Raw genomic sequence first — 12,770 nt, 5'->3', positions numbered from 1 at the left:
TACTACCCATGCATATTTCCCTACAATTTATGTAACAATTTCGCATATTACTGTTTTCCAATAGCTCGTTGCACTAGAAGTTATTTCCCATGCAAACAAAAATGCCAGTCAGTTCTCACTGGCTGGCATTTCTAATTGTGTTAACACTCAATAATAGGCTTAACTTGCAGTTCGATATTTTTCCAGAATCCGGCCCAAAGACTGGGACGCATCAGACAGTTCCTGCACACTGGCAACCGACTGCTCGGTAGCAGAGCGAATGACGCTAGATTGATTGCGAATGTCATGGAGCTCAGAGGCAATATCATTGGCAACCGCGGTTTGCTGCTCCGCCGCCGTCGCAATCTGAGCACTCATGTCCATGACCGTCTTGGATGACTCGGCGATGTAATTCACATCCGCGCCAATTTCAGTGATCATCTCGCGGCTCTGATAGGCCTGCTCCAATGTCTCTGACGTAATTTTAGAGATACCGTTGGTTTCGGCCTGAAGCTTGTCGATCATCGACTGGATCTCGACCGTTGCCTGCTGGGTACGCCCAGCCAAAGTACGAACCTCATCGGCAACAACGGCAAAGCCGCGGCCTTGTTCGCCGGCCCGTGCCGCTTCAATCGCCGCATTCAATGCCAGCAAGTTTGTCTGCTCAGAAATAGCATTGATGGTGGTGATCACTTCGTTGATCTCGGTGGCTTTTTCATTCAGGCTGCTAACGGTGGCAGATGCAGCATCGGTCTGCTCTGACAACTTAGTCACGACAACAATGGCATTTTGAACTTTCTCATTGCTCTGTTGAAGCTTTTCGGTATCAGCATCAAATTGATCCGTGGTTTGCACGGCAATGTTGGCTATATCTTTAGCCGAAGCCGTCATCTCTTCCATCGCTGTCGCCACAGAATCGACCGAGGCATATTGCTGGTTGATCTGCTGCTCAGAATTTTGCGCTTCCTGGCCAAACGTCGCGGCAGTATTGTGCAGAGTGGCCGAACTTCCTTTTACGGTTTCCACCAGCTCGCTGAGCGTATCCATCGTACGGTCGAGCTCAAAACCGATGATGCCGAACTCGTCCCGGCCAACGTGGAATCCCAGACGAGAAGTCAGATCACCTTCGGCGATCCGGCGTGTTGCCTGGTGCATAACCCACAATGCGCCGCCGAGGAAGGTGGCCAGCCAATAACAAATCAGTGCTATCGGTGCCAGGGTCAATAAAGAATAAATAAAGTGAGAGAAAGCCTGACCTTTGGCTTCGGCTTCAGCAGCTCCGGCAGGTTGGCTCAACACTGCGTAGCCTCTACCCTGAACCGGTGTAGACGCCGTGATCAGATCATTTTCACGCGTAGATCCAGCCGCAGAGGAAACCAGCTTAATATTTTGCTTCGCCAGCGCCTGTTCTTGTTCTTGAGTAGTAAGTCCGGCTGCCTGCAGCGCATTGACCGACGCTTCGACTTGCGCCTCAACGCGCAGAACAGAGGCCACTTCGATACGAGATAGTGCAGAATAATACTGACTGCCTGACACACCAACAACGACTACGGCTATTGCCAAAAACAATGCCCAGAATTTGTCATTGATAGACATTTTGATAAACAGACGATCAACGGTCCTGAATTCAACTTCTCTCATCGTGATACCATGTAATAAGCTCAAAACGTTATGGTAACAGTTGCTGGTAATTGTTGTGATATACAACAGGGAATTTATTGACGGGGCTAACATTATTTTCAAGGAATATAGATCGTGGTCACAATATTGCCATTAGGCATGCCTTTTCGGCATATTGCGCAAAAATGACCATCTACACAGCTTGCCTTTTTATCAACGTAATTTAGCCACCTTTTACAACAAGAAAGGTTTCTTGTGTAAAGACAAAATACCTAATTATTTAATTCTCCCCCTATGTGACACAGATCACCATCCTCAACGTATTTTGAATTATTTTTCACTCATAATAACGTCCAACTTTCCAAGCCGTACACCTAGCGACACCCAGGACATAAAGATGAAAGAAATTGCATTTCGCTGGATAGATAAACATCTCATCAATGTAACAATTAGAGAGAACTTTCTAATCCTATTTTTTGCCCCGCTCCTTGCCATCATCATTGTAAGCGCCACCCTGATTGATGCGGCGGAAGACCAACAAAACCAGATACTGCAACAAGAAATGGAAACTGTCGCGACCCTTATCTCTCAGGCCAATTTAAGCCAAAGTGACGTAAGCCGCATCTTAGCAGGAAGCAACATTCAAGTTGGTTCTAACGGCAAGCTTACCGCTCAAGTAGCAGATACTGGCTATACCTTAACGATTACCGAACAACCCAACCTACTTTCTGCTCTCACAATTAGTCACTCTGCTATTATTGCTGCGGCATGTCTTTTCATTATTATGTGCCTCTACTACATCATGACCTTTATGGGCGGTGCTCTTTACAATATCTATGATGCGGTGACACGTCTGGCTGACGGTGATCTTTCTTACCGAATTAACCATTCTCCGGCACGAAATGACTTTAACCTGATCGCCAGAACAGTCGACCGTGTTTCTGAACGCGAGCACAAACTGGTTATTGCGACTCAGGAAGCCATTGCGCTAATCCAGCAAATCAGCTCCGAACTTCGCCAGCGCAGTCAGGACAATGAAGCCTTAACCTTACAACAACAAGAACGCATCGACTCTCTGGCCAGTGCTACTGAACAAATGGCCGGCTCCGTTCGCGAGGTAGCCAGCCATGCCCATGACACATCAAGCCAGACTAACGAGGCGACACAGCTGACAACCCAGGGCCAAACCCAAGTAACGACCACGCTCTCTGCTATAAATCAGCTAGGCACAGAGATTAAATCGGCCTCACAGGCCGTTGAGAAATTAGACAGTAACACTGCCCAGATCGGTGATGTCGTCACCACGATTAGTGCTATCTCGGAACAAACTAACTTGCTGGCACTTAACGCAGCCATTGAAGCAGCCCGAGCAGGTGAGCAAGGTCGCGGCTTTGCCGTCGTTGCCGATGAAGTCCGCACTCTGGCCGGTCGTACCCAGAATGCGACAGTAGAAATTCAACAAATGATTGAAGCACTGCAGAACAACAGCCAGAGCTTGATGAAAGTAATGCACCACACGGTAGGCAATGCCGAATCCAGCGGGAAAATGATGAGTTCGGTTAGCCAGGATATTGACCAGATTTCAGAAAAAAACCAGTCTATTGCCGGCCGGAGTATCGAAATCGCCGCAGCCGCTGAAGAACAAGGGGCAGTTGCTGACAGCATCGCCTCGGATGTAGAGCAGGTTCGGGAACAGTCTCGCCGGGTTGCAGACATGGTGACGCAGTCTACCGAAGAGATCCACCGTCTCTACCAACAGGCCGATGTACTGGAAAACTTGATGAAGGATTTGAAAGTATAATTTCCGGAACTATGCATACTAAGCCATATATATTTGGATGATAGAACTCTTATTGGGCAATCAAATGCCTGATAAGAGCTTCTACTCTCAAATTACTCTTACCAGTTCAACGGAAAATCAACATAAGCTCGGACAAATGTGTCGTTGTCCCATGGCAAAATAGGAAGGTAATCCGGGTCGTCTTTTGGTCTATTATCATAAGGATCCAGGTTATATTCCGTATGCTCAATGTCAAACACAAGCAAGCCCCCTTCAAACCAACTCCCCTCAAGCCAACGTTTTGCGTTATAAGTGAATGCCATGACATATTTATTTTGCAGCCAGTCATCACCATCATGCCATTGCTGGGCCGAAATGCTCAGATCAGCGTTCTCGCCTACATCTATACGCGTATAAACCTGCACAGAAGCCGCAGATGTTTCATTCCTCAAACCGCCGCGACCATAACCACGATTTCTGGGAACATCATCGTCAATCTCCAAAAAGTAGTAGCCTACAGAAGCATTGACGCCAATGACATATGCCTGATTATTCCAGCCAATATTGACACCCGGCATGAGTTTCTGCAGCTTCTCTACAGAACTAACTGTATTTCGCCTGTCATCAAGCCCTACAAACCAATCGATGAAGACACGTTCAGATAAATCAGCAAGCTTTCCTTCAGCGACAAAGTCAGACTGAAACCAAATCGGAATATGGTCAGGATCCAGCTCGTCATTATCAATATCAAAATAGGTGTTAATACGCCCGCTCAGAAAAACACTCGATTCGGTGGTATGCGAGACAAAAAAACCGACTCCGGCACCAAAGGTGTGCGAATCAGCTTGCTCAACAATAAAATCATGCGCGCCTAAAGTCATACGCCATTCCACGGCATAAACCGTTGATGCAAAACAAAGGAACGGAAGAGAGAAGACAAACAGCAAGCTTTTGATTTTATTGCCATACATGATACAACTCGTTTCATCGTATTATGCAACCAAAGCTAGGCCACCCCTGATAATAACGCAAATATCTACCACGTCGAAAATGAGAAATGCACCTAGCTGCGTAGAAGATATGGCACTGTTTTGGCGGCGAAACAAGCCGGGGCAGTCAACCAGAACAACTATTAATCCAGATTGGCAGACAAGGTTTAGGGGAAAATTCACACATAAAAAAAGCTGCGTGAGAGCTCAACGCAGCTTTTCTTTGAAACAGGCTAACTAGTTAAATACCAGCGCGTTTCAACAAGCCGGTCATCAATGCAGAACTGCCTTTCACCTGCTTGGACTTATTCTTAAACTCACGAGCCAGAGCCGCATCATGAATCTCATTAGAGATATAAATCATCGCCTGGTACATATCACGTGGTGTTTTGATGCGAGCAGTGTCGTTCAGCGGACTAATGATCTTAACAACATCACTACCCTTTTTCTTGTTGGCATTGGCGTACTCAAGTACAGAGTCCAGCAACTTATCCAAATCAAGTACAAACTCAGAGCTCTCAATACCCTGCTTTTGTATCTCTTTCAGGTTTCTCTTTCTTACCTGCTTGATGATGAATGCAGGCGTATTAAGTTTTCTATAGCCAAAGAAACCAGCAAGAACCAGTAAGACAGCACCACCTGCGACATACCCCCAAACAGAACCTGAAGATTCGACAACCGGCTGAACCACTTCGGCAGCTTTTGTAACAGACGCTGGTACATCAGACATATTTGTAACCTTTTACTTAACTAAAACGGGACTTCTGGGACATTATGCACGTAGCCATCGAAGGACTATGCGTTTTATCAAGATTTAGATCAAATAGAGTGACAGAGGTCAAAATTTTGACAATTAAGCTGGCCGTAGTGGCTTCCTAAACCAAGATAACCTCAATGCCTTTGTCACGTAGATTGGCAACAACATCAGGGTTTGCATCTTTGCCAGTTACCAATACATCAATACGCTCAGCATTACAGAACAACATACCGGCACGTTGGCCAACTTTGCTGCTATCGGCCAGCACAGCCAGCTTACCGACATGATTTAGCATTTTCTGCTCGGCCATCGCCGTCAGCATATCCATTTTGTAAAGGCCGTCTGCCGTAATACCCTTGCCACTGGTAAACATCCAGTGACCGGCATAAAGCGACGATATTTCATCTTGCGGGGCCAACGTAATTGACTGCGTTTTGTTGTACTGACCACCAATGATCACAACACCATCATGCTCTTCCTCAATCAGGTAATTTGCGAGTGGAAAGTAATTGGTGATCACTTGGATATCCTGGCCACAGATTTCTTGCCCAAGCAGGAATGCCGTTGAGCCACAGTTGATCACGACACTTTCACCAGGCTGGCACAACGCTGCCGCAGCCTGCGCGATTCTTACTTTCTCATCAATATTTGATGCATGGTGAATATTAAAAGGAGACCAAAAGGTTTTCTCCTGGGCGATAGCCTCTGCACCGTTGCGCACTTTTCGTATTTTCCCAGAATCGTTTAACTTGTTGATATCACGACGTGCTGTAGCCGGTGAAATATCAAACTCTTCAATAAGGTTGGCAACCGTTACATGCCGCTTATGGTGCAACAATTCAAGGATAGCGCCATGTCTTTGTGCTTCTGTCATACCACACCCTAATTTCTTTCAATGATTAAAAATGATTATTCCCTGATTCTATAATCGTAAAATTGAGATGAAAAGGGGATAATATGAATTATTGAATGATTTTAAGACTCACGCAGCAGACAAATCCCCTCAGCATAGGATTTGTCTGCTGCAATGAACTGAACAGCTCTTATTGAAGCTCTTATTGAATAGACATTTGGCTCGAACTGGATGATTAAACGAGATTGAAGCCGGACTGATTGGCTAAATCCGCCAAACGGGCTTTGGCGCCCCTGATATTCTCAGCCCAGTGCTCGTCCTGTGCCCACATCTCAATAACCAAAGGTGCAGCGTAGTCAATCTGTGCCAGTGTTTTAAATATCGCACTGAAATCAACCTGCCCCTCGCCGATCACCAGATCCCTAAACTGCCCCTTACAGGTATCAGACACCTTGAGGGTATCTTTTAAGTGGATCTGAACAATATGATCACGACTAAGCTTCAGCTCTGTGCAGGTATCATAATTCCAACCGGTGATATTACCGACATCTGGGTAGGCCATAAAATAAGGCGATGGAATTTCACGTTTCAATACCTCGAATTTACTGAGGGAATTAAGATATGGCGTGTCCATAATTTCAACGCCAAGCATCACCCCTGCCCGCTCAGCCATTTTTGCTGACGCCTTCATTCCCTCGATAAAACGCTGGTGAGTGATATCGTTTTGAGGCTCATAATAAACATCATACCCAGCCAACTGAATGCATCTCACACCCAGTTTATAGGCGAGATTGATTGCCTTCTCCATAATAACGTAAGCTTCTTTGCGTGTTGCTTCGTCTTCAGAGCCAAATGGAAATTTGCGGTGAGCACTCAGACACATGGAATGCAGCGGCATTCCATATTTTTCACATAGGTGACGCAAGGTATAAATCTCTTTATCGCTCCAATCAAGGCGAGAACGACGCTCATCAGATTCATCGACAGAAATTTCAACAAAGTCAAAGCCCAGCTCTTTGGCATTCGTTAGCCTTTCTTCCCAGGATAATTCATTAGGCATGGCCTTTTCATATATCCCCAAACGGAATTTTTTATCAAAGTTGTGCATATTTCCCCCTGTTGTATTTAATCAGTTGCTCACGCGCTAAAGTAAGTTGAGATGATATCGGCGATGCCCTGTCCGTCGTTTCCTTCAGGAGTCAATATATCTGCCGCGCGCTTGACGACATCGTCTGCATTGGCCATTGCCACTCCAATACCGGCCAATTCGATCATCGATATATCGTTGTGGTTATCGCCAATAGCAATAACCTCAGATGGCTTTATGCCGATGGTTTGAATATATTCAGCAAGCCTAGCACCCTTGGTATTGCCCTTGTTGGCAAAATCAATACGGTTAGACCATGACTTTTCCCCGGAAAATTCATCTTGAATAAATGGCAATTGAGTAAATGATTCGATCTGCTCGATATCCCCTTCTACAACGAACTTCCAAATATAATCATTTTGTTCCAGCTCATGCTCAAACGAAGCAATACGCCTGATCTCTGGTTTAATCGCTGCGGGAAAGTCCTCAGCCCATGCCTCCAATGCCTTCATATATTCAATCGGGTTTTCAGATGAAAATGTCATAGCATCCGTTACATACATCACCATATTTAACCGGTGCTGACGGGCGAGCTGAAGAAACTGCTTGGCTTTATCTTTGGGCAAAGCATTTTCTTTAACTATCAACTCATTATTGAAGTCATAAATATAAGTACCGTTACAGCTAATAATCGGGGTATCTAGCCCCAACTCGTGATGATATGGCTTGGCGGCCGTGTGGTGTCTGCCAGTTACCAGCAAAACGACGACATCATCTTTGATCCGCTGAATTTCTTTATTAACCTGCGGCAATATTTCATGCTGCGAAGTGAGCGTCGTACCATCCAGATCGAGAGCTAATAATTTATATTTCACGGGTTCACCTTGTCTGACTCTAATAACAGTAAGCAACATGCCAGTTATGGCCGGCTATATACCTCAGGGGTAAAAAGAAGGGCTACCCTCCAACATACGATGCGAACCGAAAACAGGAAGATAGCCCAGTATTTTTACCCGAGTGTTAAGCCAATTACCTTATAGGAAGGCCTTATACGGCAGTTCCGGCTCATCTGTGTAGATATCGCGGAAACCGCGGAAGTGTTGGTAATGCATACGGCCCTTGTCTGTCGGGTACGTATACTTGCCGCCGACCTGCCAGAAGAACGGGGCAAAGCCATATTGCAGACGCTCTTTCTTCATGTTCCACAAGACTTCAATTTCACGAGGATCATTTTGGAAATTGGCCCAGATATCATGGTGGAAAGGAACAACCACTTCACAATCCAGCGCTTCACCTGCGCGAAGAATGTCAGAAGCCGTCATCTTATCCGTGACCCCACGAGGGTTTTCCCCGTAAGAAAGAAGCGCGACATCGATCTTATGATCGTTACCGTGTTTCGCGTAGTAGTTGGAGTAGTGAGAGTCACCAGAGTGGTATAGCGAACCGCCCGTCGTTTCGATGAGATAGTTAACGGCGCGATCATCCATACCGTCCAGGATGGCTTTGTCATAAGAAGACGTACCTTCAGGCAGCGTCACAAGCGCGGTACGGTCGAAGGAATCAAGCACTTTAATCAGTGCGTCACCCACTTGGATTTCATCGCCCACTTTAGCAACGATGCAACGCTCTTCTGGAACACCCCAGCCAGTCCATAGATCGACACACGCCTGCGGACCAATGAATTTAACGTGGTCGCCGCAGTTTTGCAGCACAGCAGCCGCTACGTTTACGTCGATATGATCAGCGTGGTCGTGAGAGGCAAGCACCGCATCGATTTCTTTGATTGCAAACGGGTCCATAGGGAAAATTGAAGTACGAAGGTTTGGCTGTAGTTCACGAACACCGCCCATCCGCATCATCTGATGTTGGTTTTTCATTAATGCGTTTTGTTGGGTCTTCTTGCCTGTGCCACACCAGAAATCCATAGAGATATTGGTGTTGCCTTCAGTTTTTAACCAAACACCGGTACACCCCAGCCACCACATAGAGAACGTACCAGGTTGAACTTCAGTTTTTTCAATTTCTTCGTTTAACCAAGTACCCCACTCTGGGAATGTATTTAAAATCCACGATTCACGGGTAATTTCATTTACTTTGCTCATTACAGTAACCTTTCGTTTTGGGATGTAATCAACCAAAAAGTGTTGTTGTCCGAAGTCACCTTTCGACTGAAATTTTTAAACCAAGACAACGTCGATGCCTTGCTGTTGAAGCTGTTTCACCACATCAGGATCTGCTGCCCTACCTGTTATCACCACATCTAGTTGCTCGGAGGACGCAAACAGCAAGCCCGCTTTCTGGCCCACTTTTGAGCTATCCACCAAGGCAACCAACTTGCTGACCTGGTTAAGCATTTTGTGCTCAGCCATTGCCGAGAGCATATCCATCTTGTAGAGCCCTTCGGCCGTCAGGCCTTTGCCACTGGTAAACATGTAATGACCAGCGTAGAACGATGTCATCTCCTGATGCGGCGCAAGAATTAAGCTGCGTGTTTTATGGTACTGCCCACCGACAATCACCACGCCATCATGGTCCTGCCCGATGAGGTATCTCATCAAAGGAAAGTAATTAGTGATCACCTGAATGTCGCGACCACAAATCTCTTTTCCCAGTAAGAAGGCAGTAGAACCACAATTAATCACGATACTGTCACCAGGTGCGCACATGTTGGCGGCATAATGCGAAATACGTACCTTCTCATCATGATTGAGTGTTTGGTGAATATTCATTGGCGACCAGTAGGCGCGCTGATGATCAACCACCTGAGCACCATTACGTACTTTCTTTAGCTTTCCCTTCTCATCTAACTTGTTGATATCTCTTCTCGCTGTTGCGGGGGAGACGCCAAACTTGTTAATCAGACTTGAAACAGTGATCGAGCCTTTCTGATTAAGAAGATCCAGTAACGCATTGTGGCGCTGTGACTCAGTCATATCTCTTACTCACTCTATGACAACTCATGACACAGGCCGACTATAACAATCACAAAAATGATTAGCAATGATTATTGTGAGCATTTTGTGATTAAACGCTAATTTACTGGCAATAGATATTTTACATGAAAGGACGAAACAACAAAATAGTTTAAAAACAACAAGTTATAAGAAGATCGTCATATTAATCGACCTCGGTGATAAATATGGCAGCGGTGATGCAATGATGAGGAGATCTGAATTAGTCGTTTTAAAAATTGATATCGATCAATATTGACGCAATATACACGAGATCACTCTCACACAAAATCACAAATGGTCTTTTTGTGATTATTTATGATTGCTATGGTGATTACGCGAACAGAGAACAGGTAGATAGAACAGAGAATAAGAAACGGCAAATAAGCCTATCACCCCCATTTACATGAAGCGACGGAGCATCATAATGGAAACCCTATACGACATATTCTATATATTTTACAGCCAGGTCATGACCAAAGCGCCGCTACTCCTCGGCCTAGTGACATGTATTGGCTACTTCCTATTAAAGCGTGATAACACCACTATCCTTAAAGGCACAATCAAAACGATTGTCGGCTTTATGCTGGTTCAAGTCGGTGCCGGAACCTTGGTAAAAGGCTTTAAGCCCGTTATCGAGAAACTGTCCGAATACCACAACCTAACCGGCTCTGTCATTGACCCCTACACCACAATGATGGCCACCATGGAAACCATGGGCGAGAACTATTCCTGGGTTGGATACGCCGTATTAATGGCATTGGGTATTAATATCCTGCTAGTAGTATTCCGCCGCTTCACGGGTATTCGCACCATCATGCTGACTGGCCACATCATGTTCCAGCAGGCGGGTTTGGTCGCCGTGTTCTACTTCGTTCTTGGCGCATCCATGTGGGAAACCATCATCTATTCGGCAATATTGATGGCGCTATACTGGGGGATCTCCTCCAACATCATGTTCAAGCCAACGGAAGAAGTGACTGGCGGTGCCGGGTTCTCTATCGGTCACCAGCAGCAAATTGCCTCTTGGATTGCGACTAAAATCGCACCAAAACTGGGCAATAAGGACGACAGCGTCGACCATATTGAGCTGCCTAAGTGGCTTCATATCTTCCATGACAGCATTGCGGCAACAGCCATCGTAATGACACTGTTCTTCGGTATCATTCTGCTTTCATTTGGCCTGGATAACCTGCAAGCCATGGCCGGTAAAACCCATTGGAGTATTTACATTCTCGAGACTGGCCTGAAATTCGCCGTAGCTATTCAGGTAATTGTTGCCGGTGTGCGGATGTTTGTTGCCGAGCTGTCTGAAGCATTCAAAGGGATCTCCGAGCGTGTTATTCCTAATGCCGTGCTGGCGATTGACTGTGCAGCCATCTACGCTTTCTCACCGAATGCCATGGTATTTGGCTTTATGTGGGGTGCCATCGGCCAATTCGCTGCCGTTCTAGCCATGCTCGCCTTCGATGCACCTATTATGATCATCCCAGGCTTTATCCCGATGTTCTTCTCGAACGCCACTATCGGTGTATTCGCCAACCACTTTGGCGGCTGGAAAGCGGTCATGAAGATCTGTTTCGTAATGGGGATCATCGAGGTTGTCGGTTCTGCCTGGGCGATTCATCTATTCAGCCAGTACGGCACTGAATTTAACGGCTGGATGGGTATGGCTGACTGGGCTCTGGTATTCCCGCCAATCATGCAAGGGCTGTCATCTTCATCCATGTTCTTCTTTGTCCTACTGGCTCTGGCAGGCGTCTACATGTTCTTCGCCTCTAAGACTCTACGTGCCGAAGAAGATGCCGAGGCAGCTGCCGCGGCGACAGCCAGTGCAACAATTACAACCGATACAAACAGCGAACGAGTAGCAGACATTGCCGACCAGGCTATTGCAAGCTCCGAAGGACGCGCCATACGTATCCTTGCAGTATGTGGCAATGGTCAGGGCTCATCCATGATGATGAAAATGAAAATTGGCAAGTATCTGGAGAAGAAAGGGATCCCTCATGTAATGGACTCGTGTGCAGTCTCTGACTACAAGTCGAAACTGGCCAGTACTGACATTATCGTTTCATCAAAACACTTGGCGGGCGAGATGGACGCAGGCGAAGGCAAGTTTGTCCTCGGTGTCCAGAATATGCTGAACCCGAATTCATTTGGCGATGAACTATTAGGCCTTATCAACAAAAACCTTGCTGACTAATAAAAACAACACCACGAGCTATTAGAAATATCCTGCCAACCGACAGGTTGGCAGGAACTGGAGAAGAGCAATGAACTTTAAACAATCACTCATCGAAAATAACTCAGTTAACCTACAGGCTGACGCTACAACCTGGCGGGAAGCTATTAAGCTGGGCACCGACATGCTAATTGCATCAGGCGCTGTTGAACAAAGCTATCACGATGCAATCATCTGCAGCGTAGAAAAGCTGGGCGCATATATTGTTATTGCTCCTAACTTCGCCATGCCCCACGCGCGCCCGGAAGATGGTGTTAACCGCACAGCTTTTGCGTTGGTTACGCTAAAAGAGCCGGTGTACTTTGAAGGTGAAGATGAGCCGGTTGATGTGATGGTTACTTTAGCGGGCAGCTGCTCGGACGAGCATATGGAAGGTCTGATGGAGGTCACCCAGGTACTGGAAGACGACGACAGTGAAACTGGTGTCGATCTTGACAAACTCCGCGCCTGTCGCAGCAAAGAAGATGTCTATGCGGTGATTGATGCTGCGCTTGTTGAGGACTAATTGG

11 protein-coding genes are annotated in these 12,770 nt (G+C 46.3%); 3 read left to right on the top strand and 8 right to left on the bottom strand.

Annotated features, from left to right (window positions below):
- Positions 1–159 precede the first annotated feature (159 nt).
- The gene (locus tag EDI28_RS11205) at positions 160–1,620 is read right to left on the bottom strand and encodes a methyl-accepting chemotaxis protein (protein ID WP_128783964.1); all 1,461 of its coding nucleotides are present in this window, start codon (positions 1,618–1,620) and stop codon (positions 160–162) included.
- Positions 1,621–1,996: 376 nt separating this feature from the next.
- Between EDI28_RS11205 and EDI28_RS11200 the strand changes: the two genes are divergently transcribed.
- A complete protein-coding gene (locus tag EDI28_RS11200) occupies positions 1,997–3,400 on the top strand; it encodes a methyl-accepting chemotaxis protein (RefSeq protein ID WP_128783963.1) in 1,404 nt (467 codons plus the stop codon).
- 98 nt (positions 3,401–3,498) lie between these two features.
- Here the strand turns inward: EDI28_RS11200 and EDI28_RS11195 are convergent, their stop codons facing one another.
- From EDI28_RS11195 to ulaR (EDI28_RS11165), 7 genes are all read right to left on the bottom strand, one after another.
- Positions 3,499–4,350, bottom strand: a complete 852-nt coding sequence (locus tag EDI28_RS11195) for a hypothetical protein (RefSeq protein ID WP_199287419.1) — start codon at positions 4,348–4,350, stop codon at positions 3,499–3,501.
- A gap of 259 nt (positions 4,351–4,609) precedes the next feature.
- A complete protein-coding gene (locus tag EDI28_RS11190; RefSeq protein ID WP_128783962.1) occupies positions 4,610–5,098 on the bottom strand; it encodes a hypothetical protein in 489 nt (162 codons plus the stop codon).
- A 145-nt stretch (positions 5,099–5,243) separates the two neighbouring features.
- Entirely contained in the window at positions 5,244–5,999 is a 756-nt protein-coding gene (gene ulaR / locus EDI28_RS11185; protein WP_128783961.1) for an HTH-type transcriptional regulator UlaR, read from the bottom strand.
- Positions 6,000–6,213: 214 nt separating this feature from the next.
- Positions 6,214–7,086, bottom strand: coding sequence for an L-ribulose-5-phosphate 3-epimerase (locus tag EDI28_RS11180; RefSeq protein ID WP_128783960.1), 873 nt, complete (start codon positions 7,084–7,086; stop codon positions 6,214–6,216).
- 29 nt (positions 7,087–7,115) lie between these two features.
- A complete protein-coding gene (locus EDI28_RS11175; RefSeq protein ID WP_233353357.1) occupies positions 7,116–7,940 on the bottom strand; it encodes a Cof-type HAD-IIB family hydrolase in 825 nt (274 codons plus the stop codon).
- Positions 7,941–8,099: 159 nt separating this feature from the next.
- Entirely contained in the window at positions 8,100–9,167 is a 1,068-nt protein-coding gene (gene ulaG / locus EDI28_RS11170; protein ID WP_128783958.1) for an L-ascorbate 6-phosphate lactonase, read from the bottom strand.
- A gap of 75 nt (positions 9,168–9,242) precedes the next feature.
- Positions 9,243–9,998 carry an HTH-type transcriptional regulator UlaR gene (gene ulaR, locus EDI28_RS11165; RefSeq protein WP_128783957.1) on the bottom strand — a complete coding sequence of 252 codons (756 nt, stop codon included), beginning with the start codon at positions 9,996–9,998 and terminating at the stop codon, positions 9,243–9,245.
- A gap of 445 nt (positions 9,999–10,443) precedes the next feature.
- Between ulaR (EDI28_RS11165) and EDI28_RS11160 the strand changes: the two genes are divergently transcribed.
- Both EDI28_RS11160 and EDI28_RS11155 read left to right on the top strand, forming a co-directional pair.
- Entirely contained in the window at positions 10,444–12,222 is a 1,779-nt protein-coding gene (locus tag EDI28_RS11160) for a PTS ascorbate-specific subunit IIBC (RefSeq protein ID WP_128783956.1), read from the top strand.
- A 70-nt stretch (positions 12,223–12,292) separates the two neighbouring features.
- Positions 12,293–12,766, top strand: a complete 474-nt coding sequence (locus EDI28_RS11155) for a PTS sugar transporter subunit IIA (RefSeq protein ID WP_128783955.1) — start codon at positions 12,293–12,295, stop codon at positions 12,764–12,766.
- Positions 12,767–12,770: the final 4 nt, after the last annotated feature.

The sequence above is a fragment of the Photobacterium chitinilyticum genome, assembly GCF_004104355.1.
In the GTDB taxonomy this organism is placed as follows: domain Bacteria; phylum Pseudomonadota; class Gammaproteobacteria; order Enterobacterales; family Vibrionaceae; genus Photobacterium; species Photobacterium chitinilyticum.
The sequence above is the reverse complement of the archived record's forward strand: the minus strand, read 5'-3'. Positions and strand labels throughout refer to the sequence as shown.